The following is a 24,661-nucleotide window of genomic DNA, read 5'->3' on the forward strand; positions in this document are numbered from 1 at the left end:
TCGCGAGAGGCAGTATGCACACCGCGCCCGCCGGAACCGGGCAGGCGGCGCGCCGCGTGCGGGTCGTCCGCCGAGGCGCCCGCCCTCAGTCGCCCTCGCGCCGTTCGCGCGACGCCAGCAGCCGCCGCAGCGAGTAGAGCCGCGCCGGTTCGGCGTGGCCGTCGCGCACCCAGTCGTCGAGCGCGCAGGCCGGTTCGTCGTGGCTGCACGCGCGCGGGCAGCCCTCCGTGCCGGGCACCAGGTCGGGGAAGGCCGCCACGACCCGCGCCGCCTCCACGTGGTGCAGCCCGAACGAGCGCAGGCCCGGGGTGTCGATCACCCACCCGTCGTCGCCGGGCAGCGGCAGCGCCAGCGCGGACGTCGTGGTGTGCCGACCGCGCCCGGTGACCGCGTTGACGACGCCCGTGGCGCGCTGCCGCGCCGGTACGAGCGCGTTGACCAGCGTCGTCTTGCCGACGCCGCTGTGCCCGACGAACGCGGTGCTCCGCCCGTACAGCAGCTCGCGCACCCGTTCCGCCGCCCCGCCCGTCGCCAGCTCCTCGCGGCTGGTCACCACGTGTCGTACGCCCAACGGGGCGTACGCGTCGAGCAGTTGACGCGCGGACGCCAGGTCAGACTTGGTGAGCACCAGCAGTGCCTCCAGGCCCGCGTCGAAGGCCGCGACGAGGCAGCGGTCGATGAGGCGCGGCCGGGGTTCCGGGTCGGCGAGGGCGGTGACGACGGCGAGCTGGTCGGCGTTGGCGACGATCACCCGCTCGTACGGGTCGTCGTCGTCCGCCGTGCGCCGCAGCACCGACGCCCGCGGCTCCACCCGTACGATCCGGGCCAGCGTGTCCTTCTCCCCGGACAGGTCGCCCACCAGCCCGACGCGGTCGCCCACCACGACGCTCTTGCGGCCCAGTTCGCGGGCCTTCATCGCGGTGACGGTGCGGCCCTCGACGAGGCACGTGATCCGGCCGCGGTCGACGGTGAGCACGAAGCCCCCGGTGGCGTCCTCGTGCTTGGGCCTGATGTGCGTACGGGGACGGCTGCCGCGGCGGCCGGGGCGTACGCGGATGTCGTCCTCGTCGGTGTGCTTGCCGTAGCGGCGCATCGCGGCGCGCCCTCTAGGCTCTCGCTCCGAGCATGCCGTGCCACAGGTCGGGGAAGTCGGGCAGCGTCTTACCGGTGGTCGCGATGTCCTCGACCCGTACGTCCGGCACCACCAGCCCCAGCAGCGCCCCGGCCGTGGCGAGCCGGTGGTCGTCGTACGTGTGGAACACCCCGCCGCGCAGCGGGCGCGGCCGGATGCGGAGGCCGTCGTCGGTCTCGGTGACGTCGCCGCCGAGGCCGTTGATCTCCCGGCGGAGCGCGGCCAGCCGGTCCGTCTCGTGCAGCCGCAGGTGGGCGACGCCGCGCAGCACCGACTCGGAGTCGGCGAGCGCGGCCACGGCCGCGATGCCGGGCGTCAGTTCGCCCACCTCGCTCAGGTCGGCGTCGATGCCGTGGACGCGTCCGGAGCCGGTGAGCGTCAGGCCGCGCTCGTCCAGGACGCACCTCCCGCCCATCCGCGTGAAGAGGTCGCGCAGCGCGTCGCCCGGCTGCGTGGTGTGCTCCGGCCAGTCCGGGATGGTGACCCGGCCGCCGGTGACGAGGGCGGCGGCGAGGAACGGCTGCGCGTTGGACAGGTCCGGCTCCACGACCAGGTCGCGGCCGAGCAGCGCCTTCGACGTGACCCGCCAGAGGTCCGGCGCCCCGCCGTCCTCGGGGGCGTCGACCTGGGCGCCCGCGGCGCGCAGCATCTCGATCGTCATCCGGATGTGCGGCATCGACGGCAGCCTGCCGCCCGTGTGCCGCAGCTCCAGGCCCTGGTTGAAGCGCGGCGCGGACAGCAGCAGCGCGCTGACGAACTGGCTGGACGACGACGCGTCGATCGCCACCTCACCGCCCGCCAACGCACCCGAGCCGTGCACCGTCATCGGCAGCGCGCCCCGCCCCTCGTCGTCGATGCGCGCGCCCAGCGCCCGCAGCCCGCCGATCACGCCGTGCAGCGGGCGTTCGTACGCGCGGGGGTCGCCGTCGAAGCGGACCGGGCCGTCCGCGAGGGCGGCGACGGGCGGCAGGAAACGCATCACCGTGCCCGCGTTGCCGACGTCGACCGTGACCGGGCCGTGCAGCCCGGCGGGGACGACGCGCCACACCTCGCCGGTCTCGCCGGTGCCGCCGTGCGACGCGTTCGACGGGACCGTCTCCTCGATCCGGGTGCCCAGCGCGCGCAGCGCGCCCGCCATCAACAGGGTGTCGCGGGACCGCAACGGGCGGCGTACCCAGCCCGGTTCGGAGGCCAGGGCGGCGAGCACCAGGGCGCGGTTGGTGACCGACTTGGAACCGGGCACGGTGACGGTCGCGTCGACGGCCCCCTCGGCGAGGGGTGCGGTCCATAGGTCGGGGGCCGTGAGCGCGTGTCCGGCGGGTTCGGTCATGGACCTCACTTTAGTGGCTGCCGACCAGGGCACATCCCGGTCACAGCCCGAGCAGCCAGCGACCACCGCCGATCAACGAGCACAGCGACACGGTGTGGAACAGCAGCAGCCACATCACGGCCGGTACGTGCGTGAGCCGCGCCAGCTGGTCCGCGTCCGAGTCGGGGGCGCCGCCCCGCCGCCGCTTCCCCTGCAACTCGAACACCGGCCGGACGCCGCCCAACAGCAGGAACCACACCGCTCCGTACGCGAACGCCGCCTGCACCTGCGCGTCCGTCAGCCACGACACCAGCAGGAACGCGCCGCCGGTGACGAAGACGGTCAGCACCCCGTACGCGTTCCGGATCATCACGAGCATCGCCAGCAGCAGCGCGGTCGCCCCCCACAGGAGGGCGGTGATGTGGTCGGCGGAGAGCAGCCAGGCGCCGCCGAGGCCGAGCAGGGACGGCGCCGTGTAGCCCGCGGCGGCCGTGAGCACCATGCCGATGCCGTACGGCTTGCCGCGGGAGACGGTCAGCCCCGAGGTGTCCGAGTGCAGCCGGATGCCGTCGAGTTGGCGTCCGGTGAGCAGGGCGACCAGGCCGTGGCCGCCCTCGTGCGCGATCGTCACCGCGTTCCGCGCGACGCGCCACACGCCGTGCGGGGTGACGGCGGCGAGCGCGACGAGGCCGGTGGCGAAGACCAGCCACCGGTCGGGATCGGGTTGGGTGCCGAAGACCCGGTCCCAGAGTTCTGTGATGCTCGCGATGTCCATGTGTCGCTGCGTCCTCCCCTGTTCTCCCCTTGCAACGGGCGGTGACGCCCCGTGGTGCCCCGGCGGTTCCGGGGCGGGGTGGTACGCGTCCCGCCCCGCACCCGCGCTCCCGGTGTCCCGGTGCTCCGTGCCCCGGCGCCGCGTGCCGTGGCAGTCTGGCACTCATGTGCGGACGTTATGCGGCGAGCAGGAAGCCCGAGGACCTGGCCGGGGTGTTCGGGGTGGAGAAGTGGGAGCCCACGGAGACCGTGGCGGCCGACTGGAACGTCGCGCCCACGAAGCAGGTCCACGCCGTGCTGGACCGCCCGCTGAAGGGCGCCGACGACCCGCGCCCCGTACGGCAGTTGCGCACGCTCAAGTGGGGGCTGGTGCCGGGCTGGGCGAAGTCGCCGGACCTGGGCGTCAAGATGATCAACGCGCGGGCGGAGACGGTGCACGAGAAGTCCTCGTACCGCCGTCCCTTCGCCGCCCGCCGCTGCCTGCTGCCCGCCGACGGCTACTACGAGTGGGTCACCGGCAGGCAGGAGCTGGACCTGGAGCAGGAGGGGAAGCGGAAACGCGCCCGCAAGCAGCCGTACTTCGTGACACCGGCGGACGGGAGCGTGTTCGCGATGGCCGGGCTGTACGAGTTCTGGCGGGACCGTACGCTCGCCGACGACCATCCGCAGGCGTGGTGGGCGACGTGCACGGTGATCACCACCGAGGCGGAGACCGCGCTGCTGGCGGACGCCACGGGGGAGGCGGACGCTCCGGGCCCGCAGTCGCTCGCGGACATCCACCCGCGGATGCCGCTGATGCTGACGCCGGACCGTTGGGACGCCTGGCTGGACCCGGCCCGTACGGACACGGAGGAGCTGCGCGGGCTGCTGGAGCCGCCGCCCACGGGGCTGATGCGCGCGTACCCGGTGTCGACGGACGTGAGCAACGTACGGAACAACGGGCCGGAGCTGCTGGAGGAGCTGGCGGCGCCCGAGGAGGAGACGCTGTTCTGAACGGCCACACGGACGGCGCGGCCGTCGAGACCGTCCCCACCCCCATGGGCGACGCCCGCGTCACCTGGCGCGAGGCCCCCGACGCACGGCTCGTCCTGGCCCTCGGCCACGGCGCGGGCGGCGGCGTCGAGGCCCGCGACCTGGCCGCGCTCGCCGCCGTACTGCCCGCGGACGGCGTGACCGTCGCCCTCGTCGAACAGCCGTGGCGGGTCGCGGGGAAGCGGGTCGCCCCGGCGCCCCGCACCCTCGACACCGCCTGGACGGCCCTGTGGCCCGCCCTCACCGCGCGCGGCCTGCCGGTCGTCGCGGGCGGGCGCAGCGCCGGCGCGCGCGTGGCCTGCCGTACGGGCGCGGGGCTGGGGGCGTGCGCGGTGCTCGCCCTGTCGTTCCCGCTGCACCCGCCCGCGCGGGCGGGCGCAGCGGCCGATCCGGCGGGCGGGCCGCGGAAGTCGCGGGCGCACGAGCTGGCGGGTACGGGTCTGCCGACGCTCGTCGTGCAGGGCGGACGTGATCCCTTCGGCCGGCCCGCCGAGTTCCCGGCGGGCACGCGGCTCGTCGAGGTGCCGGACGGCGACCACGGTTTCGCGGTGCCGAAGCGGGCGGCGACGGGGCAGGAGGAGGCGCTGGGGGTGCTCACGGAGGGCGTACGGGACTGGCTGCGCGCGCTGCCCTGACCGGTCGGCCCCGGTTGCCGGCGCCGACCGCCGGTGTGCGGCCGTACGGGAATGCGTCGGGCGGTGCGGCTGTTGACGGGTACACCAAGCACGTCTCGACGAGAGGAAGCCGCCCCCATGGGTTCTGTCGCTTGCCCGCAGCGTCCCCAGGCCGCTGACCTGGACTGGGCCACGCTCGCGCTGGCCGGTGCCCCGAAGATCCCGGCGGCGCGGGAAGTGGATCGTCGTCTATTCTCCGATTCGAGCGGGTCCTTCTTCGGGCCCGGCACACCATCGGAGGAGGTGGGTCCGGTCACCGGGACCGACGACGGCACGGAGAGCACGCCGAACACGCCGCACGAGACCACCGCGGAGCGCAGCGCGCGCTTCGAGCGGGACGCCCTCACGTTCCTGGACCAGATGTACTCCGCCGCCCTCCGTATGACGCGGAACCCGGCCGACGCGGAGGACCTCGTACAGGAGACCTACGCGAAGGCGTACGCGTCGTTCCACCAGTTCCGCGAGGGCACCAACCTCAAGGCGTGGCTGTACCGCATCCTCACCAACACCTTCATCAACTCGTACCGCAAGAAGCAGCGTGAGCCGCAGCGCAGCGCCGCCGAGGAGATCGAGGACTGGCAGCTGGCGCGCGCCGAGTCGCACATGTCGACCGGGCTCCGTTCCGCGGAGGCGCAGGCGCTGGACCACCTGCCGGACTCCGACGTGAAGGAGGCGCTCCAGGCGATCCCGGAGGAATTCCGCATCGCGGTGTACCTCGCGGACGTCGAGGGGTTTGCGTACAAGGAGATCGCGGACATCATGGGGACACCCATCGGCACGGTGATGTCGCGTCTGCACCGCGGACGGCGGCAGCTGCGCGGCATGCTGGAGGACTACGCCCGCGACCGGGGCCTGGTCCCGGCGGGCACCGCGTCCGCGTCGAGCGGGTCGGCTCCGGGGCGGCCGGAGTACGGCACCTCCCCGGCGCAGTCGGGACACGACGGCTCCCCGGCGGGTCCGGGTGACACGTCGCACGACCGGAAAGGCTCGGGTTCATGAGTTGCGGAGAGCCGCATGAGATGGACTGCTCCGAGGTCCTGGACCATCTCTACGAGTACCTCGACCAGGAGATGCCCGACAGGGACTGCGAGAAGTTCAAGGAGCACTTCGACGAATGCTCCCCGTGCTTCGAGAAGTACGGGTTGGAGCAGGAGGTCAAGAAGCTCGTGAAGCGCTGCTGCGGGCGGGACGACGTCCCGTCGGACCTGCGCTCGAAAGTCATGGGCCGGATCGAGATGATCCGCGCGGGCGACGCGGCCCCCGAGGAGTCCGCCGGCGGCGACACCCCGGCGGGCGGCCCGCGCGGGAAGCTCGCCTGACGCGCACGGCCTGAGGCGCGCGCCCCGGTGCACGCGGTCCGGCGCGCTCCGACGCCCCCGCGCGGGCCGTAACGGCCGCCGCCCGTACGGCAGTTGAGCGCGGAACGGTAGCCTCCAGCCGCCGATTCACCCGATCGTGTGGGCCCGCCGTCACCCGCCGGGACCAATGCGCGCATGAGCCCGCGCGAACCCCCGGCGGCGGCCTATTCTCCCCAACCTGTGCGTTACGGGACCGCGTGGCACACCACCGCGCGGTACGGGGGAGGAGTCGCCATGCGGGAACGGGGTGCGGCGCTGCCGTGGGGCGGGCGCCTCCTCATCGTGTGCGCCGCGGCCGCCGCCACCGGCTGCGCGCTGCCCGCCGTCGCCCAGCCGGGCGGCACCGACTGGGCCGCGCTGCTGCCGCTCGCCGCGCTCTACGCGCTGTGCGAGTGGGTGCCCCGCTGCCCCCTGGTCGGCCACCGGGTGCCGCAGCGCATCGGCCCGCTGTTCCCCGTACTCCTCACGGCCGCCTTCCTGCTCCCGCCCGCCGCCGCGGCGCTCGCCCCGCTCCCCGGCGCGCTCTGCGGCCGGGTCGAGCCGCGCCACGCGTCCGCGCGCCGCGTGTGGCACGCCGCGCAGCTCGCGCTGGCCGCGTACGCCGCCGCGCACGTGCGGCTGCTGCTGGCCGGTCCGGACGCGGCCGTGGCGGCCGCCGCCGACTTCCCCGGCGCGCTGCTCCCGGCGTGCGCCACCGCGCTGACGTTCTGCGCCGTCGTCGGGCTCCTCGACGGCGCGGTCCTGGTCGCCGCCGAACGCTGCGCGCCGCGCGCCGCGTGGCGCGGGCGGCTGCTCCGGGACGCGGGCGCGTACGCCGTGCACGGTCTGGCCGGGCTGATGATGGCGGTGCTGTGGCGCAGCCCGTACGGGCCGGTGGCCGCGCTGTTCGTGCTGCTGCCGATGTACCTGTGCGCCTGGGTCTTCGCGCAGTACCACCGCGAGCGCGCCGCCCACCAGGCCACCATCCGCGCCCTGGTGCAGGCCGTCGACATCAAGGACCGCTACACCCGCGGCCACAGCGAACGCGTCGGCCGCGCCTCCGTGCTGATCGCCCGCGAGCTGGGCATGGACGAGGAGCGTACGGAGGCCCTCCGTTTCGCGGGCATCCTGCACGACGTCGGGAAGCTGGGCGTGCCCACCCGGCTGCTGCGCAAGGAGGGCCCGCTCACCGACGAGGAGACGCGGGTCGTGCGGCTGCATCCCGAGTACGGGCACGAGATGGTGCGCGGCATCCGCTTCCTCGGCGACGTGCGGTGCGCGATCCTCCACCACCACGAGCGCCTCGACGGGCGCGGTTACCCGTACGGGCTCAGCGGCGGGCAGATTCCCGAGTTCGCCCGGGTGGTCGCGGTGGCGGACGCGTTCGACGCGATGACCTCCACCCGTTCGTACCGCCGGGCGCTGCCCGTGCCGCGCGCCGTCGCGGAGCTGGAGGACTGCGCGGGCACGCAGTTCGACCCGCGGATGGTCGCGGCGCTGTGCCGGGCGCTGGAGCGGGAGGGCTGGTCGCCCGCGGCGACGGCCGACGACACCGGCGACGCGGCGTACGCCGACGGCCCGGCCGGTACGCAGCCGTACGGACCGGCCCCCGACCTTCCCGACCTTCCCGACCTGCTCGCGGGCCTGCCCGGCGCGCGGTCCGGGGGCCGGGCCCCGGCGGGCGGGCGGCGGGCATGAGCCGCCGGGTGGCGGTGGTGTACGCGGGCGCGCTGCTGCTCGGCGTCGCCGCGACGGCGTACACGCTGGCGCGCGGGCTCCAACAGCCCACCGTGGCGCTCGCCTTCGGGCTGGTGATCGCGGTGGGCGAGGCCGTACGGGTGCGGCTGCCGGGCGTGGACGGCCCGGCGGACGGCGCCGACGGCACCGTCGGCCCGCTGGGCGCGGCCGGTGCCCTCGGGTACGCCCTGCTCGGTGACGCGGGCGGGCAGGCGACCGGGCACGGCGTGCTCCAGGTCGTCGCCGTCGTCGTGGCGGCGACGCTGACCGGCCTGGCGCCGCACCTCCTCGGGGCGGGCGCGGCGGACCGCGCCCCCGTGCTGGACCAGGCGGTGCGCCGCGTGCACGTCGCCGCGTTCGCCGCCGTCTGCTTCCAACCCGCGTACAGCACCGGTGTGTGGGAGCGCTGGCTCGGCACCGGCCCGTACTACGCGCTGTGGCTGCTCGCCGTCGTCCTGCTCTCCGCCGTGTGCGACGCGGTGCTCGCCGCCGCCCTCGCCGCGGGCCGTACGGGCTGGCCGTACGCGCCGCTGCTGCGCGACCGGCTGCGGGCCACCGTCGGGATCGTCCCGGCGATCGCCGCGACCGGGGCGGTGATCGCGCTCGCCGTCGCGGTGGCGGGGCTGTGGGCGCTGCCGGTGTTCTGCGTGCCGCTGCTGCTCACGCAGTTCTCGTTCCGGCGGTACGCGTCGGTGCGCACCACCTACCGGCAGACGATCACGTCCCTCGCGCGGGCCACCGAGGTCGCCGGTTACACCCGGCCGGGCCACGCCCGCCGCGTCGCCGCGCTCAGTCGCGCGGTGGCACGCGAACTGGGGCTGGGCGAGCCGGAGTTGACGGTGCTGGAGTACGCCGCCCTCATGCACGACATCGGGCAGCTCTCCCTCGTCGACCCGGTGGCCGCCGGGGCGACCGAGCCGCTGGAGCCCGCCGAGCGCCGCCGCATCGCCCTGCTGGGCGGCGCGGTCGTGCGGCAGACGGGGGTGCCCGCGGAGGTCGCCGTCGTGGTCGAGCGCCAGGCCGACCCGTACCGCGAGCAGCCGCTCACCGCCCGCATCGTGCGCGCCGTCAACGCGTACGAGGACCTCGTGGCCCGATCCGGTGACAGTCACCCGGACGGCGTGGACGGCGACGGAGCGGGCGACGGCGGTACGGGGCGGCCGGCGTCCGTGGACCGTACGGGGGCGGGGCAGGAACGGGGGCGGGACGTGCGGGACGCGTGTGACGTACGCGACGTGCGGGACGGGATCGCCGGTCCGCTGCACGCGCTGGAGCGGCTGCGGCTGGGGTGCGCGAGGGAGTACGACCCCCGTGTGGTGGAAGCGCTCAGCCGGGTCGTGGCCGAGGGCAAGGTGGCCTGACGCACGGGTAGTGAGCGGGCACCCGAGTGGGCATGGTTGGATGCGAAGAGGGGAACCGGAAAGCGCGGAAGCGGCCCGCGGGACATGCTCGTGGAGCACCGTACGGGCCCCGTGCGGGACATGGCAGACCACCGGCAGGCGGGAATCAGGCGGCACATCGTGAGGATCTTCGGCAAGGTGCGGCACCGGCCCTCCGCTTCCTGGCGGCAGGCGACGGACCGCGCGTTCACGCTCATAGGCGACGGGCGTTACGAGGACGCCGGCGCCCTGCTGACGCGTGCCGCCGACCTGGAGCCGTGGCTCTCGGAGTCGTGGTTCAACCTCGCGCTGCTGCACAAGTTCCGGCACGACTGGGAGCAGGCGCGCGCCGCCGGGCTGCGCGCCGTGGCGCTGCTCGACCGCGAGGCCGGGGCGCCCGACTGGTGGAACGTCGGCATCGCCGCCACCGCCCTCCAGGACTGGCCGCTCGCCCGGCGCGCCTGGCAGGCGTACGGGCTGCGGGTGCCGGGCGAGGCGCACGGCTCGGCGGCCGCCGGGGAGCCGACCGGGATGCAGCTGGGCAGCGCCGCCGTACGGCTCTCGCCGGAGGGCGAGGCGGAGGTCGTCTGGGGGCGGCGGATCGATCCGGCACGGCTGGAGATCCAGAGCATCCCGCTGCCGTCGTCCGGCCGCCGCTGGGGCGAGGTCGTGCTGCACGACGGCGTCCCGCACGGCGAGCGGACCACCGCGGCGGGCCCGGCGTACCCGGTCTTCGACGAGATCGAGCTGTGGGCCCCCTCGCCGGTGCCGACCTGGGTGGTGCTCATCGACGCCGCCACCGAGTCCGACCGGGACGCGCTCGAACGGCTCGCGGCCGAGGCCGGGTTCGCCGCCGAGGACTGGTCGTCGTCCGTACGACTGCTGTGTCGTTCCTGCTCCGAGAGCCGGATGCCCAGCGACGAGGGCGACGGCACGCTGCACCTCGACCCGCACGACCACAGCTCGCCCGGCCACCCCGGACCGCTGGGGCACATGACGGCGGGCGGCCCCGGCGACCTGTGGGTGCCGGAGCGCGAGTGCGGGCTCGCGGCCCCGGCCGGGCTGGTGCGCGGGCTGCTCGACGGCTGGGCGGCGGACAGTCCGGACAGCCGGGAGTGGCGGGATCTGGAAGAGGTCTGCTGACCGCGCCGTAGGCTGTACGGCGTACGGACAGTGTGGTCCCGGGGCACCCGGGCGTGAGGAAGGCGTACGACGGCATGGCGCAGCAGCAGGAGACCCGGGCGGAGTCCGCCGTCGAGTTCGTGGTCGACACGGAGGACACCGCGGAGCGCGAGGCGGCACACGTCGAGCGCGGCACCGCGCGCCCGATCACGGTGGTGGGGAATCCGGTCCTGCACAAGGAGTGCCGGGACGTCACCGAGTTCGGCGACGAACTCGCCGCGCTCGTCGACGACATGTTCGCCAGCCAGCGCGCGGCGGAGGGCGTCGGCCTGGCGGCCAACCAGATCGGCGTCGACCTGAAGGTGTTCGTCTACGACTGCCCGGACGACGACGGCGTACGGCACGTGGGCGTCGTCTGCAACCCGGTGCTGGACGAACTCCCCGCCGACCGGCGGGTGCTGGACGACTCCAACGAGGGCTGCCTGTCGGTCCCCACCGCGTACGCCGCGCTCGCCCGCCCCGACACCGCCGTGGTGCGCGGGCAGGACGCGCAGGGTCGGCCGATCGCGGTGCGCGGCACCGGGTACTTCGCGCGCTGCCTCCAGCACGAGACGGACCACCTCTACGGCTACCTGTACATCGACCGGCTGTCGAAGCGGGAGCGCAAGGACGCCCTCCGGCAGATGGAGGAGGGCACGGCGCGGTACGAGACGGTGCCGAACGCCTGACCCGTCGGCCGCCGTCCGCGTCCGCGCCCGCCTCGCGTGACACCGGCGGTGGTCCGGCGCGCCGTGGGTGAACTCCGTTCAATGGCACGCCCATTGGCACTTCCCCGATGATGTTGACGCCTTGTCTTGGGCACGCCAATCTCAGGTGTTCCCCACAACGACGGAGGCGTCATGCTCGAAAGAACCGTTCCGGACCACCGCCGTGACCTGCGGTCGGGGTCGCGCCGTCCGCTGCGCGTCCTGGCCGCGGCCGGTGCCGCGATCGCGCTCGTCGCCGGTGGCGCCACCGCCACCACGGCCGTGGCCGCGACCGGTGACGCGCCCGCGAAGGCGCCCGCGGCGCAGCCCCTGGCGAAGCTCAGCCACGGGCAGGCGACCGCCAAGTTCCAGGCGGCCGGGATCTCCTGGTCCTCCAGCGGCGGCTGCTCGGACCGGAACACCTCGACCTGCACCTCGTTCGACCAGATCAACTCCGCCACGGTGGACGGCGTGATCACGCTCAAGGGCGCCACCGGCTGCGCCATCAACCTCACCGGCGGCACCGAGACCGGGCACGCCAGCGGCACGTACAGCCACTGGAACGGCTACAAGGTCGACTTCAGCCTGTCGAGCTGCCTGGACAACTACATCACGGGGACCTTCACCTCCATCGGCGGCTCCAAGTGGCAGTCCGGCTCCGGGAACGTGTACTACCGGGAGGGCAACCACTGGGACGTGACCTACCACAACTGCGGAGGCTGCTGAGCCGCGTGCGGTCCCCGGCCCGTCAGGCGCCGGGGACCGCACGGTCCTCCCCGCGGGGAGACGGAGAGGGGCTCAGAAGTCGTCGTCGAAGGAGACGGAGCCCTCGACGGCGACCTGGTAGGCGGAGGCCCGCCGCTCGAAGAAGTTCGTCAGCTCCTGCACGTTCTGGAGCTCCATGAACGAGAACGGGTTCCGCGCCCCGTAACGCGCCGGGAAGCCGAGCCGTACGAGCCGCTGGTCCGCCACCGCCCGCAGGTAGTCGCGCATCGAGTCGGTGTTCATCCCGGGCAGCCCGTCGCCGCACAGGTCCCGCGCGAACTGCAACTCGGCCTCCACGGCCTCGTCCAGCATCGCCGTGACCTCGGCCTCCAGCGCGTCGTCGAACAGGTCCGGCTCCTCCGCCCGCACCGTGTCGACCACGTCGAACGCGAACGACATGTGCATCGACTCGTCGCGGAAGACCCAGTTGGTGCCGGTGGCCAGGCCGTGCAGCAGACCGCGCGAGCGGAACCAGTAGACGTACGCGAAGGCGCCGTAGAAGAACAGCCCCTCGATGCAGGCGGCGAAGCAGATGAGGTTCAGCAGGAAGCGCCGCCGGTCGGCGCGCGACTCCAACCGCCCCGTCCGCGCCACGCCGTCGCCCTCCTCCAGGGCGGCCATCCAGCGGAAGCAGAACTGCGCCTTCTCGCGGATCGACGGGATGTTCTCGACCGCCGCGAACGCCTCGGCGCGCTCGTCCGGATCGGGCAGGTACGTGTCCAGCAGCGTCAGGTAGAACTGGACGTGCACGGCCTCCTCGAACAGCTGCCGGGAGAGGTAGAGGCGCGCCTCGGGCGAGTTGATGTGCTTGTAGAGCGAGAGCACCACGTTGTTCGCCACGATGGAGTCGCCGGTGGCGAAGAACGCCACGAGGCGGCTGATCATGTGCTGTTCGCCGGGGGAGAGCTTCGCCAGGTCGCCGATGTCGGAGTGGAGGTCGACCTCCTCGACGGTCCAGGTGTTCTTGATGGCGTCGCGGTAGCGGTCGTAGAACTCCGGGTAGCGCATGGGGCGCAGGGTCAGTTCGAAGCCCGGGTCGAGCAGGTTCTTCGGCCGGGGGGTGACGGCGGCCGGGGTGGTCGGTGTGGTGGTCACTGGCATGCCTCGCAGGACTCGGGGTTCTCCAGGGAGCAGGCGGCGGCCGCGGCGTCGTCGTACGCGGTCACCGTCGACCCGGACACGGGTGCGGGTACGGGTGCGGTGGCGGCCGTGCCGCCCGCGGCGCGCGCGATCCGGGTGGCCGGACGCGAACGCAGGTAGTACGTGGTCTTGATGCCGCTGCGCCAGGCGTACGCGTACATCGAGCTGAGCTTCCCGATGGTCGGCGAGCCCAGGAAGAGGTTCAGCGACTGGCTCTGGTCCAGGTACGGGGTGCGCGCCGCCGCCAGGTCGATCAGCGCGCGCTGCGGCAGCTCCCACGCGGTGCGGTAGAGCGCCCGTACGTCGTCCGGCAGACCCGGCGCGTCCTGCACCGAGCCGCTGCTCTCGCGCAGCGCCTCCCGGGTCGCGTCGTCCCAGCGCCCCAGCCGCTTCAACTCCGCGACCAGGTACGCGTTCACCTGGAGGAACTCGCCGCTCAGCGTCTCGCGCTTGAACAGGTTCGACACCTGCGGCTCGATGCACTCGTAGACGCCCGCGATGGAGGCGATCGTCGCCGTCGGCGCGATGGCCAGCAGCAGCGCGTTCCGCAGCCCGGAGGTGGCGACCCGTTCGCGCAGCGCCGTCCAGCGCTCCGGCCAGGCGTGCTCGACGTGCGGGTAGTGGTCGGGGTGGAGCACGCCGCGCGCCGCGCGGGTCGACTCCCAGGCGGGGAGCGGGCCGTGGCGTTCCGCGAGGGCGGCGGACGCCTCGTACGCGGCCAGCATGATCCGCTCGGAGATCCGGGTGGACAGCTCCCGCGCCTCCGCCGAGTCGAACGGGAGCCGCTGCCGGAAGAAGACGTCCTGGAGGCCCATCAGGCCCAGGCCGACCGGCCGCCAGCGGGAGTTGGAGGCGGCGGCCTGCGGCGTCGGGTAGAAGTTCACGTCGACGACGCGGTCGAGGAAGAGGACGGCGGTGCGGACGGTCTCGTCCAGCCGCTCCCAGTCGACCTCGCCGTCCGCGCGCAGGTGCGCGGCGAGGTTGACGGAGCCGAGGTTGCAGACGGCGGTCTCCCCGTCGTCCGTGACCTCCAGGATCTCCGTGCAGAGGTTGGAGGAGTGCACGACGTTGCCGGGCTCCGCCGTCTGGTTCGCGGTGCGGTTGGAGGTGTCCTTGAAGGTCATCCAGCCGTTGCCGGTCTGCGCGAGCGTACGCATCATCCGCGCGTACAACTCCCGTGCGGGCAGCGTCCGTACGGCCTTCCCCTCGGCCTCGGCGCGACGGTACGCGGCGTCGAAGTCGTCGCCCCACAGATCCGTCAGCTCCGGCGTGTCCGACGGCGAGAACAGCGACCAGTCGGCGTCCGCCTCGACCCGGCGCATGAACTCGTCCGGGATCCAGTGCGCGAGGTTGAGGTTGTGCGTACGCCGCGCCTCCTCGCCGGTGTTGTCGCGCAGCTCCAGGAACTCCTCCAGGTCCGCGTGCCACGTCTCCAGGTAGACGCAGGCCGCGCCCTTGCGCCGACCGCCCTGGTGCACGGCGGCGACCGAGGCGTCCAGGGTGCGCAGGAACGGCACGATGCCGTTCGACAGCCCGTTGGTGCCGCGGATCAGCGAACCGCGGCTGCGGATACGGGAGTACGACAGGCCGATGCCGCCCGCGTGCTTGGAGAGGCGGGCGACCCGGCCGTAGTTCTCGTAGACCGAGTCGAGGTCGTCCAGCGGGGAGTCCAGCAGGTAGCACGACGACATCTGCGGGTGCCGGGTGCCGGAGTTGAACAGCGTGGGGGAGGACGGCAGATAGGCGAGCGTGCTGGTCAGCCCGTACAGCTCGGTGACCTCCGCGAGCGCCCGCTCGCTCTCGTCGGGGGCGAGACCGCAGGCCACGCGCAGCAGGAAGTGCTGCGGCGTCTCGATGACGCGGCGGGTGACGGGGTGCCGCAGCAGGTAGCGGGTGTGGACGGTGCGCAGCCCGAAGTAGCCGAGGCGGTCGTCCGCGCCGTCCGCCTCCGCCGCCGCGACGAGCGCGTCGAGGCGGGCCGCGTGCGCCCGTACGAAGGACGCCGTGCCGTCCGCGATCAGGCCCTCGCGGTGCCCGACCGCCACCGACTCCGCGAACGAACGCGCGCCCTGCCCGGCGGCCTCCTCCCGTACGGCGAGGGTGAGCAGCCGGGCGGCGAGGCGCGAGTACTCCGGCTCCTCACCGATCAGCCCGGCGGCCGCCTCCGTCGCGAGGGAGCGCAACTCCGCGTCGTCCGAACCCCCGTGGCGGCCGCGGAGCGCCGCGGCGGCGACGCGTTCCGGGTCGGTGGCCGGGAGGTCGGCGGCGAGCCCGGCGAGGAGGCGGGTGAGCGCCGCCGCGCCGTGGTCGGCGGCGGCCGGGGGCTCGCCCTGGGCGGGGACGGCGGTCGGCACCGGCGGCCGGGCCGCGGGCGGCGCAGTCGCGGGGTCGGTCGCGGGTGCGGCGACTGGTGCGGTGGTCACTGGGCGTGCTCTCCCTCGCTCGGCCGGAGCCACGAGGAGGGGTGCGCGCGGGCGCGAGGTGGCGGCCGGGCACCAGGGCACGGCTCCGCTCGCGTCCGGCGGCCCAATCCGCGGAGCCCGGGACGTTGTACGACGCCGTCGGCAGGTGCTCGGGCTCGGCGGGGGCTGGGTGCGTGTTGTCGCGTCAGCGCCCGCCACACCGTTGCGGGTCAGCTCCGGATTCGCACCGGATTCCCCTGCGGCGACAGCAAGCACCACCATACATCTGGTGGCGCTTCATGCGAGCACCCCCATATGTTGTGTCGATCGCCCGGCTCTCGTACGGCCCCCGCGGCACCCCGGCGGCCCCGCCGTACGGCCTCACTCCGGGCCCGTCTCCCGCGTGAACGCCCACAGAGCCTCCATGCCCGGCACCGGCGACCAGTCCCGCTCCGGCGCGCGCCGGAAGCCGAGCCGCCCGTAAAGCCGGTGCGCGGCCGTCATCCGCGACTGGCTGGAGAGCACCAGCCGCGCCAGCCCGAGCGCCCGCGTACGGGCCAGGCACGCGCGCACCAGCGCCTCCCCGACGCCCCGGCCGCGCCCCTCCTCCCGTACCGCCAGCATCCGGAACTCGCCCTCGCCCGGCACCGCGATGTCCGCGTACGCGCCGCCGTCCCCGACGAACGTCACGGTGCCCAGCAGTCGTTCGCCCGCCGCGTCCCGTTCCACGGCCACCAGCACCTCCGAGTGCGCGGCCCGGTGCCGGGCGTCGCGCAGCCTCGCCAGGTACGAGTCCGACTCACCGAAGGTGAGCAGGCCGTCCCCGAGGTACACGTCCGCCGTCAACCCGCCGACCCCGTCCAGCTCCCCGTCCCGCGCCGCCCTGATCGTGAAGTCCATGGCCCCAGCATGCGGCACCCCACCGGCCGGTCGCCGGTGGGGTGCCGAGGGTGCTCCGGGGACTCCCGGTGGGTCAGGGGGCCTTGGTGGCGGGCGGCAGTTCCTCCCGTACGCCCGCGTCACCGACGTCCGCGGTGTAGTCGCCGGCGGTCGTCTCGTCCACGCCGTCCGGCGTGCCGAGCGCCCGCATGACGAGCGTCAGGACGACCGTCACCAGCAGGTTGAGCACGAACGCCGTCAGCCCGATGTAGCCGATCTCGCCGATCAGCGGGATGGTGTCGTTGCTGCCGCCGAAGTGCTTCTGCGTGGGGCTCTCGACGCCGTACGCCGCCAGGGTGCCGTAGAGCATGCCGACGGCCCAGCCCGCGAGCAGCGCCCAGCGGTGGAACCACCGGGTGAACAGGCCGCCGACGAGCGCGGGCATCGTCTGGACGATCCAGATGCCGCCCAGCAGCTGGAAGTTGATCGCCGTGGTCTTGTCCATGGTGAGGACGAAGACCAGCGCGCCGACCTTCACCAGCAGCGACGTGATCTTGGAGACCTGGGCCTCCCGCGCCGGGGTGGCGTCCGGCCGGAAGAAGTCGCGGTAGATGTTCCGCGTGAACAGGTTCGCGGCCGCGATCGACATGATGGCGGCCGGGACGAGCGCGCCGATCCCGATGGCCGCGAAGGCCACGCCCGCGAACCACGCCGGGAACATGTCCTCGAACAGCTGCGGCACCACCAACTGCCCGTTCTCCACCTCGATCCCGGCCGCGATCCCCATGAAGCCGAGCAGTGCGAGCAGGCCCAGCATCAGGGAGTACAGCGGCAGGATCGTCGTGTTCCGCCGGATGACCTCGCGGCTGCGGCTGGAGAGGGTCGCGGTGATGGCGTGCGGGTACATGAACAGCGCCAGCGCCGAGCCCAGCGCCAGCGTCGCGTACGCCCACTGCGCGTCCGCCGCCGGGACCACCGAGCCGCCCTTCTCCGCGAACTTCTCCTCGGCGCTGCTGAAGATGTCGTCGAAGCCGCCGAGTTCGATCGGGATGTAGATGATCGCGACGATGATCACGATGTAGATCAGCGCGTCCTTCACGAACGCGATGAGCGCCGGTGCCCGCAGCCCCGAGGAGTACGTGTACGCCGCCAGCACGCCGAACGCGATCAGCAGCGGCAGGTCCTTCACGAACCAGTGCGTCGACTCCCCGCCGCCGACGCCCATCACGTCCAACACCGCCTGGATGCCGACGAGTTGGAGCGCGATGTACGGCATCGTCGCCAGGATGCCGGTCAGCGCGACCGCCAGGGAGAGGCCGCGGGAGCCGAAGCGGCCCTTCACGAAGTCCGAGGTGGTGACGTAGCCGTGCCGGTGCGAGACCGACCAGAGGCGCGGCAGGAACGTGAAGATCAGCGGGTAGACGAGGATGGTGTACGGCACCGCGAAGAAGCCCGCCGCGCCGCCCGCGTAGATCGCCGCCGGTACGGCCACGAAGGTGTACGCGGTGTAGAGGTCGCCGCCGAGCAGGAACCACGTGATCCAGGTCCCGAAGCTCCGCCCGCCGAGGCCCCACTCCTCCAGGTTGTCGGCCTCCGCCGCCCGGCGCCAGCGCGCGGCGAGGAAGCCCATGACCGTGACCAGCACGAAGAAGAAGACGAAGACCGCGAGCGCGACTCCGTTCACGCCGTCGTTCATCGCGCCGCACCGCCCTCGGCGGCCGCGCGCCGCGCGGCCTTCTCGCGGCGGACCAGGACGTACGCGACGCAGGTCAGCAGCGTGGACAGGGGCACCCACAGCATCTGGTACCAGTAGAAGAACGGGATGCCGATGAACGTCGGGTCCACCCGGTCGTACGAGCCGACCCAGAGCATCGCGACGAACGGGACGACCAGGCACAGCCCGATCACCACGCGCGTGGGCGTGATCACCGACCCGCCTGGTGCCTTATCGGGGGCTGACATGTGTGGGCGCGCTCCGTCCTGGCTGGTCGATCACTGCTGGCCGCCCAGGAAATCTAGCCACGGCGGAGCGCGGAGTCACTACCCCACGGCATAACGGACCGGCCACGCCGCCGCCGGTCAGCGACGTGTGCGGGGGCCGTACGCGCGCGTGCCGTACGTACGTGCCGTGGGTGCCGCGTCGTACGTCCGTCCCGCGTCAGTCGCGCGGGCGCTGGAGGGTGGCGACGAACTTGTAGCGGTCGCCGCGGTAGACGGAGCGGACCCACTCCACCGGCTCGCCGGTGCTGTCCTGCGAGTGCCGGGACAGCATCAGCATCGGCAGCCCCACGTCGGTGGCGAGCAGTCCGGCCTCGCGCGGGGTGGCCAGGGACGTCTCGATCGTCTCCTCCGCCTCGGCGAGGTGGACGTCGTAGACCTCCGCGAGCGCGGTGTAGAGCGAGGTGTACTTGACCAGGCTGCGGCGCAGCGCGGGGAAACGCTTCTGTGAGAGGTGCGTCGTCTCGATGGCCATCGGCTCGCCGCTGGCCAGCCGCAGCCGTTCGATGCGCAGCACGCGCCCCCCGGCGGGGATGTCGAGCAGTCCGGCGAGCCGGTCGTCGGCGGTGATGTAGCCGATGTCCAGCAGCTGGGAGGTGGGTTCGAGGCCCTGGGCGCGCATGTCCTCGGTGTACGAGGTGAGTTGGAGCGCCTGGGACACCTTCGGCTTGGCGACGAACGTGCCCTTGCCCTGGATGCGTTCCAGCCGTCCCTCGACGACCAGTTCCTGGAGCGCCTGGCGCACGGTGGTGCGCGAGGTGTCGAACTCGCTGGCCAGAGTGCGTTCCGGCGGCACCGGGGTGCCGGGCGGCATCGTCTCGGTCATCTCCAGCAAGTGCCGCTTCAGGCGGTAGTACTTGGGCACCCGGGCGGTGCGCGCGGCGGCACCGCCGTTGCTCCCGGCGGTCTCCGCCGGGCCCGTACCGCCCGCGCCGGGCGCCGCGGCGATCCCGTCGCCGCCCATGGCGCGCCTTCCCGGCTCGTGTCGTGCTGCCGTCACCGGCTCCTCCGTGTGTCTAGCGGCTCACATCGTGGCACGAGCCCGGCCCGGGAGGGCGGCGCAGCTCAGATGTCGTTCCGGTAACGGAAAGGACTGCGAGCTTTATACACCGTTGACACCCCCATAGGTCTAGGCCAAGCTGCGCGGACTGGTCTAAACCATTAATGATCAATCCCGGTCCCACGGGCGGTACGCGCCGCAAGGCTTCGTCTGTCCCCGGTGGTTCGTCGCTGGGCGGGGGGTGTCGGGGGTCCCTTGAGGAGGGTGGCGTGAAGCGCAAGCTCATAGCGGCAGTCGGTGTCGCGGCCATGATGGCCGGGGTGGCGGCCTGCGGCTCCGGTGACAGCGGGGCCGAGGGCGACAAGAGTCTCACGATCTGGGCGATGGACGGCTCCGCCCCCGAGCCCTGGGTGAAGGAGCTGAACAAGGCGTTCGAGGCCGAACACGAGGGCGCCAAGGTCGAGATCAAGGTCCAGCAGTGGAACGGCATCCAGGAGAAGATCACCACCGCCCTCTCCGAGGACGCGCCGCCGGACGTGCTGGAGCTGGGCAACACCCAGACCGCCGGGTACGCCGTCACGGGCGGCCTCGCCGACCTCACCGACCTCAAGGGTGAGCTGGGCTACGACAAGTGGAACAAGGGCATGGTCCCCTCCACCGAGCTGGACGGAAAGCTCTACAGCGCGCCCTGGTACGCCGCCAACCGCGTCGTCGTCTACGACAAGAAGGCGTTCAAGGACGCCGGCGTGCAGCCGCCGAAGACCCGCGACGAGTGGCTCGACGGACTCCGGAAGATCAAGGACAAGACCGACTCGCAGCCGATCTACCTGCCCGGCCAGAGCTGGTACGTCTTCGCGGGCCTCCTCTGGGACGAGGGCGGCGACCTCGCGGCCGAGGACGGCGACAAGTGGAAGGGCACCCTCGCGAGCCCCGAGGCGCAGAAGGCCATGGACTTCTACAAGGAGCTCCAGTCCTTCTCCACCGCCCCGAAGGACGCCGACGAGGCGACGCCGCAGCAGTCCACGGACGTCGTGCCCAAGGGCAAGGTCGCGTCCTGGATCGGCCTCGGCTGGGAGGCCGGGGGCGCGATCGACGCGATGAAGAAGGCCGGTTCCGAGGCCGACTTCGGCTACTTCCCGATCCCGGGCAAGACCGCCGACAAGCCCGGCAAGGTCTTCTTCGGCGGCTCGAACCTCGCCGTCTCCGAGCGCTCGCCCGACAAGGAACTCGCCCAGGAGTGGCTGAAGATGGCCACCTCCGAGAAGTGGATGAAGAAGTACGCCGAGGCCACCGAGGGCGGGCTGCTGCCCAACAGCCCCGGTGCCCAGGTCGACCCGGCGGCCGGTTCCTTCGCGGAGGCCATGGTCAAGTCCTCCGAGGTCGGCGCGCTCACGCCGATCACGCCGGGCTGGGCGAACGTCGAGACCGAGCCCAACCCGATCAAGGAGTACATGACCAAGGTGCTCAAGGGCACCTCCCCGGCGCAGGCGGGCAAGGACGCCGACAAGGTCATCGACGAACGCATCAACAAGAGCTGAACCGTCACCCGGCGCCCGTCGCCGGGAGGCCCGAACGGGTGCCGCGGGCGATCGCCCGCCCGCGGCACCCCGCCCCCTCGTCCCCGGCCCTCACCCCGAGGAAGTTGACATGACCGTGCACACCCAGGGCGCGACCCCGGTCGCGGAGGAGCCGCCGCCCGGCGAACCGGAGCCGACGGACGGCGTGTCGCCGAGCGGACCGAAGGACCGCGGCAGACGCCCGGAGAACGCGGCCTGGCTGCCGTACGCGCTGATCGCGCCCGCCGTCGTCTCCCTGCTGGCCTTCCTGGGCTACCCGCTGATCCGGAACGTCGTCCTCTCGGCGCAGCAGCTCGGCCGTACGGAGATGATCTCCCGTACGACCGTCTGGACCGGCCTCAGCAACTACACCGACCTGCTGAAGAACGACACGTTCTGGACCGTCACCCTGCGGACCTTCGTGTTCATGGCGGTCAACGTCGTACTGATCATGGTGCTGGGCACGCTGATCGGCCTGCTGCTGAACACGCTCGGCTCCAAGATGCGGCTGGTGCTCTCGCTGTCCCTGGTGATGGCCTGGGCCATGCCGATCGTCGCCTCCGCCACCGTCTTCCGCTGGCTGTTCGACACGCAGTTCGGCGTCATGAACTGGGTGATGCGCGGCCTCGGCTTCGCGGGCTACGAGCAGCACAACTGGTTCGAGACCGGCCTCTCCACGCTGACCATCGTCACCGTGATGATCGTGTGGGCGTCGATCCCGTTCGTGGCGCTCAACATGTACGCCGGGCTCACCACCATCAGCAGCGAGCTGTACGAGGCGGCGCGGATGGACGGGGCGTCCAGCGTGCGGCTGTTCCGCTCCGTGGTCTTCCCGATGATGAAGCCGTTCTTCCTGATCACCACGTTCCTGGAGATCATCTGGGTCTTCAAGGCGTTCGCCCAGATCGTGGCCCTGAACGGCGGCGGCCCCGACCGCGCGTCCGAGACCCTGCCCGTCTTCGCGTACGTCGAGGGCATGGCGCAGATGAACTTCGGCACCGCCGCGGCGGCCTCCGTGCTGACCATCCTGATCCTGCTGATCGCGATGTCCTTCTACTTCCGCCTGATCCTCAAGCAGGAGGAGGAGCAGTGAGCCACACAGGAACAGTGAGCACCCCGGGTTCGGTGAGCACCACGGGAACGGTGAGCACGACGGGCAAGGTGAGCGACACCCTGCCGGTCGACAAGGCGGCGGTGCGCGCCAGACGCCGTAGGACCCTGGGGAAGGTCTGGCCCAACGCGGTGGCGCTGCTGCTGGTGCCCGTCTTCCTCTTCCCCGTCTACTGGATGTTCTCGACGTCGTTCAAGCCGTCGTCCGAGATCCTCACCAAGACGCCGACGTTCCTCTTCACGCCGACCTTCGAGCACTACGGCACGGCCACCGGCGTCGACATGTTCTGGACGTACGTGCAGAACAGCCTCACCGTCACCATCGGCGCCGTCCTGCTGGCGCTCGTCGTGGCGCTGGCGGCGAGCTTCGCGATCGTACGGATGCGCTTCCGCGGCCGTAAGGGCCTGGTGCTCGCCGTGATGATGGCCCAGATGGCGCCCTGGGAGGTGATGGTCATCGTGATGTACCTGATCGCCCGGGACGCCGAGATGCTGAACAGCATCGGCTTCCTCACCCTCATCTACTTCGTGATGGTCCTCCCGTTCACCATCTGGACCCTCCGCGGCTTCATCGCCGCCGTGCCGAAGGAGCTGGAGGAGGCCGCGCTGATCGACGGGTGCAGCCGTACCCAGGCGTTCTTCCGGGTGATCTTCCCGCTGCTCGCGCCGGGCCTGATGTCGACCTCGCTGTTCGGCTTCATCACGGCGTGGAACGAGTTCGCCATGGTCCTCGTCCTCAACAAGGAGTCCGAGGCGTACACGCTGCCGCTGTGGCTGACGCAGTTCCAGAGCGCCTTCGGCAACGACTGGGGCGCCACCATGGCCGCCTCCTCGCTGTTCGCCGTTCCGGTGCTCCTCCTCTTCCTTTTCCTCCAGCGACGCGCCGTCGGCGGCCTGAGCGCCGGCGCTGTGAAGGGATGACCGGCATGACGACCCTCACCACGGACTCCGGGACCCTCACCCGCGACGCGCTCGCCGTCCTCCAGCCCGGCTTCACCGGCACCACCGCCCCCGCGTGGCTCCTCGCGCAGCTGCGCGAAGGGCTCAGCTCCGTCGGCCTGTTCGGCCGCAACATCGAGTCCGCGGAGCAGCTGGCCGCCCTCACCGCCGAACTGCGCGAGGCCCGGCCCGACATCCTGGTCGCCATCGACGAGGAGGGCGGCGACGTCACGCGCCTCGAAGCGCGTACGGGCTCCTCCTTCCCCGGCAACCTCGCGCTCGGCGCCGTCGACGACCCCGAACTGACCTGGGAGGTCGCCCACGAGCTGGGCAGGCGGCTCGCCGCCTGCGGCGTGAACCTCAACTGGGCGCCGTCGGCGGACGTCAACTCCAACCCGGACAACCCGGTGATCGGCGTCCGCTCGTTCGGCGGCGACCCGCAGCTCGTCGCCCGGCACACCGTGGCGTACGTCGAGGGCCTCCAGGCGGCGGGCGTCGCGGCCTGCGTCAAGCACTTCCCCGGCCACGGCGACACCGCCGTCGACTCGCACCACTCGATGCCCCGCATCGACGCCGACCTCAGCACGCTCCACGACCGCGAACTCGTCCCGTTCCGCGCGGCGGTGGCCGCCGGGAGCAAGTGCGTGATGAGCGCGCACATCCTGCTGCCCGCGCTCGACGAGGCGCTGCCCGGCACCCTCAGCCCGGCCGCGCTGAACGGGCTGCTGCGCGCCCCGCAGAGCAGCGGCGGCGTCGGCCACGACGGGCTCATCGTCACCGACGGAATGGAGATGCAGGCCATCTCCGCCACATACGGCCTCGAGCGCGGCAGCGTGCTCGCCCTCGCCGCGGGTGCCGACGCCATCTGCGTCGGCGGGGGACTGGCCGACGAGGACACCGTGCTGCGGCTTCGCGACGCGCTGGTGAGGGCCGTACGCGACGGCGAGCTCCCCCGGGAGCGACTCGCCGACGCCGCAGCACGGGTGCGCGCGCTCGCGCGCTGGACGGGGGAGGCGGGCGCGCGCGTGAACGGGGGGAGCGCGCCCGTGCCCTCGTCCTCCCGGCCCGCGCCGACCGGCGCCCCGGCGGCCGGCCACGCCGCCGACGACGCGTCGGACGTCGGTCTGCGGGCGGCCCGACGCGCGCTGCGCGTCACCGTCTCCGACGACTACGACCCGCTGGCCTCGCCCCCGTTCGTCGCGGCGTTCTCCCCGCTGGCGAACATCGCCGTCGGCGACTCGACGCCCTGGGGCGTGGCACCCGAACTGGAACGGCTGCTGCCCGGCACCCGTACGGCCACGTACGGGAAGGACGCGGCCTCGGACGCGGACCCGTCCGGCTTGGTCGCAAATGTGCTCGACGCGGCGGCGGACCGTAGGATCGTCGCGGTGGTACGCGACGTCCACCGCCACTCCTGGATGGCCGACGCCCTGGACGCCCTGATCGCCGCACGGCCCGAGTCCGTCGTGGTCGAGATGGGGCTGCCCCAGTCGCCGCCCGCCGGGGCCCTGCACATCGCCACCCATGGCGCCGCCCGCGTATGCGGTCGGGCCGCCGCGGAGGTCATCGTCGGCAAGGGGGCCGGCGGCTGAACCCTCGCGGGCCGCACAGCACAAGCCACCTGGAGGCA

Annotated in this window: 22 protein-coding genes and 1 riboswitch; of the genes, 13 read left to right on the forward strand and 9 right to left on the reverse strand. The window is 72.8% G+C overall.

From position 1 onward, the window contains the following. Nucleotides 1-85: 85 nt before the first annotated feature. From rsgA to D7M15_RS20485, 3 genes are read right to left on the reverse strand one after another with little or no spacing between them, the layout of a single operon-like run. On the reverse strand, nt 86-1,093 hold the full coding sequence (gene rsgA, locus D7M15_RS20475; RefSeq protein ID WP_121518846.1) for a ribosome small subunit-dependent GTPase A: 1,008 nt from the start codon (nt 1,091-1,093) through the stop codon (nt 86-88). 13 nt (nt 1,094-1,106) lie between these two features. Continuing rightward, complete coding sequence (gene aroA, locus D7M15_RS20480; protein ID WP_121518847.1) at nt 1,107-2,462, reverse strand: 3-phosphoshikimate 1-carboxyvinyltransferase; 1,356 nt, start codon at nt 2,460-2,462, stop codon at nt 1,107-1,109. Nucleotides 2,463-2,502: 40 nt separating this feature from the next. Further along, nucleotides 2,503-3,216 carry a M50 family metallopeptidase gene (locus tag D7M15_RS20485; protein WP_121518848.1) on the reverse strand — a complete coding sequence of 238 codons (714 nt, stop codon included), beginning with the start codon at nt 3,214-3,216 and terminating at the stop codon, nt 2,503-2,505. Nucleotides 3,217-3,380: 164 nt separating this feature from the next. Here D7M15_RS20485 and D7M15_RS20490 point away from each other — a divergent pair, with 164 nt between their 5' ends. The 9 genes from D7M15_RS20490 to D7M15_RS20530 all read left to right on the forward strand — a co-directional run bounded on the left by D7M15_RS20490 (nt 3,381) and on the right by D7M15_RS20530 (nt 11,968). Further along, a complete protein-coding gene (locus D7M15_RS20490; protein WP_121518849.1) occupies nt 3,381-4,208 on the forward strand; it encodes an SOS response-associated peptidase in 828 nt (275 codons plus the stop codon). A 44-nt stretch (nt 4,209-4,252) separates the two neighbouring features. After that, nucleotides 4,253-4,882 (forward strand): alpha/beta family hydrolase, encoded by a 630-nt coding sequence (locus D7M15_RS20495; RefSeq protein ID WP_121518850.1) that lies wholly within the window; start codon nt 4,253-4,255, stop codon nt 4,880-4,882. A gap of 117 nt (nt 4,883-4,999) precedes the next feature. Next, nucleotides 5,000-5,920 (forward strand): sigma-70 family RNA polymerase sigma factor, encoded by a 921-nt coding sequence (locus D7M15_RS20500; protein ID WP_240649393.1) that lies wholly within the window; start codon nt 5,000-5,002, stop codon nt 5,918-5,920. Beyond that, on the forward strand, nt 5,917-6,240 hold the full coding sequence (gene rsrA, locus D7M15_RS20505) for a mycothiol system anti-sigma-R factor (protein ID WP_121518851.1): 324 nt from the start codon (nt 5,917-5,919) through the stop codon (nt 6,238-6,240). The genes D7M15_RS20500 and rsrA overlap by 4 nt, the downstream gene beginning before the upstream one ends. Nucleotides 6,241-6,513: 273 nt before the next feature. Further along, nucleotides 6,514-7,956 (forward strand): HD-GYP domain-containing protein, encoded by a 1,443-nt coding sequence (locus D7M15_RS20510; protein ID WP_121518852.1) that lies wholly within the window; start codon nt 6,514-6,516, stop codon nt 7,954-7,956. Further along, nucleotides 7,953-9,356 (forward strand): HD domain-containing protein, encoded by a 1,404-nt coding sequence (locus tag D7M15_RS20515; protein WP_121518853.1) that lies wholly within the window; start codon nt 7,953-7,955, stop codon nt 9,354-9,356. The genes D7M15_RS20510 and D7M15_RS20515 overlap by 4 nt, the downstream gene beginning before the upstream one ends. Nucleotides 9,357-9,515: 159 nt before the next feature. Beyond that, nucleotides 9,516-10,517: a hypothetical protein gene (locus D7M15_RS20520; protein ID WP_121521111.1), complete on the forward strand. Its 1,002-nt coding sequence runs from the start codon at nt 9,516-9,518 to the stop codon at nt 10,515-10,517. A 74-nt stretch (nt 10,518-10,591) separates the two neighbouring features. Further along, nucleotides 10,592-11,224, forward strand: coding sequence for a peptide deformylase (def, locus tag D7M15_RS20525; RefSeq protein WP_121521113.1), 633 nt, complete (start codon nt 10,592-10,594; stop codon nt 11,222-11,224). A gap of 171 nt (nt 11,225-11,395) precedes the next feature. After that, the gene (locus tag D7M15_RS20530) at nt 11,396-11,968 is read left to right on the forward strand and encodes a hypothetical protein (RefSeq protein ID WP_121518854.1); all 573 of its coding nucleotides are present in this window, start codon (nt 11,396-11,398) and stop codon (nt 11,966-11,968) included. Between the two features lie 72 nt (nt 11,969-12,040). Here the strand turns inward: D7M15_RS20530 and D7M15_RS20535 are convergent, their stop codons facing one another. From D7M15_RS20535 to D7M15_RS20560, 6 genes are all read right to left on the reverse strand, one after another. Then, the gene (locus tag D7M15_RS20535) at nt 12,041-13,108 is read right to left on the reverse strand and encodes a ribonucleotide-diphosphate reductase subunit beta (RefSeq protein WP_121518855.1); all 1,068 of its coding nucleotides are present in this window, start codon (nt 13,106-13,108) and stop codon (nt 12,041-12,043) included. Continuing rightward, nucleotides 13,099-15,501 carry a ribonucleoside-diphosphate reductase subunit alpha gene (locus tag D7M15_RS20540; RefSeq protein WP_240649698.1) on the reverse strand — a complete coding sequence of 801 codons (2,403 nt, stop codon included), beginning with the start codon at nt 15,499-15,501 and terminating at the stop codon, nt 13,099-13,101. Before D7M15_RS20540 ends, D7M15_RS20535 begins: the two co-directional genes overlap by 10 nt. Nucleotides 15,502-15,692: 191 nt before the next feature. Then, nucleotides 15,693-15,844, reverse strand: a riboswitch (cobalamin riboswitch). Between the two features lie 86 nt (nt 15,845-15,930). After that, nucleotides 15,931-16,449: a GNAT family N-acetyltransferase gene (locus D7M15_RS20545; RefSeq protein ID WP_121518857.1), complete on the reverse strand. Its 519-nt coding sequence runs from the start codon at nt 16,447-16,449 to the stop codon at nt 15,931-15,933. Between the two features lie 73 nt (nt 16,450-16,522). Next, nucleotides 16,523-18,124, reverse strand: a complete 1,602-nt coding sequence (locus D7M15_RS20550) for a sodium:solute symporter family protein (RefSeq protein WP_121518858.1) — start codon at nt 18,122-18,124, stop codon at nt 16,523-16,525. After that, on the reverse strand, nt 18,121-18,390 hold the full coding sequence (locus D7M15_RS20555; protein WP_121518859.1) for a DUF3311 domain-containing protein: 270 nt from the start codon (nt 18,388-18,390) through the stop codon (nt 18,121-18,123). Before D7M15_RS20555 ends, D7M15_RS20550 begins: the two co-directional genes overlap by 4 nt. Before the next feature lie 196 nt (nt 18,391-18,586). After that, nucleotides 18,587-19,390: a GntR family transcriptional regulator gene (locus D7M15_RS20560; RefSeq protein WP_121518860.1), complete on the reverse strand. Its 804-nt coding sequence runs from the start codon at nt 19,388-19,390 to the stop codon at nt 18,587-18,589. A gap of 305 nt (nt 19,391-19,695) precedes the next feature. Between D7M15_RS20560 and D7M15_RS20565 the strand changes: the two genes are divergently transcribed. The 4 genes from D7M15_RS20565 to D7M15_RS20580 all read left to right on the forward strand — a co-directional run bounded on the left by D7M15_RS20565 (nt 19,696) and on the right by D7M15_RS20580 (nt 24,623). Next, nucleotides 19,696-20,964 carry an extracellular solute-binding protein gene (locus D7M15_RS20565; RefSeq protein WP_121518861.1) on the forward strand — a complete coding sequence of 423 codons (1,269 nt, stop codon included), beginning with the start codon at nt 19,696-19,698 and terminating at the stop codon, nt 20,962-20,964. 109 nt (nt 20,965-21,073) lie between these two features. Next, nucleotides 21,074-22,075, forward strand: coding sequence for a sugar ABC transporter permease (locus D7M15_RS20570; RefSeq protein WP_121518862.1), 1,002 nt, complete (start codon nt 21,074-21,076; stop codon nt 22,073-22,075). A 101-nt stretch (nt 22,076-22,176) separates the two neighbouring features. Next, nucleotides 22,177-23,013, forward strand: a complete 837-nt coding sequence (locus D7M15_RS20575; protein WP_206337503.1) for a carbohydrate ABC transporter permease — start codon at nt 22,177-22,179, stop codon at nt 23,011-23,013. A 5-nt stretch (nt 23,014-23,018) separates the two neighbouring features. Further along, nucleotides 23,019-24,623: a glycoside hydrolase family 3 N-terminal domain-containing protein gene (locus D7M15_RS20580; RefSeq protein ID WP_121521117.1), complete on the forward strand. Its 1,605-nt coding sequence runs from the start codon at nt 23,019-23,021 to the stop codon at nt 24,621-24,623. Nucleotides 24,624-24,661 lie beyond the last annotated feature (38 nt).

The sequence above is a fragment of the Streptomyces sp. Z26 genome (assembly GCF_003665095.1).
Taxonomy (GTDB): Bacteria; Actinomycetota; Actinomycetes; order Streptomycetales; family Streptomycetaceae; genus Streptomyces; species Streptomyces phytohabitans.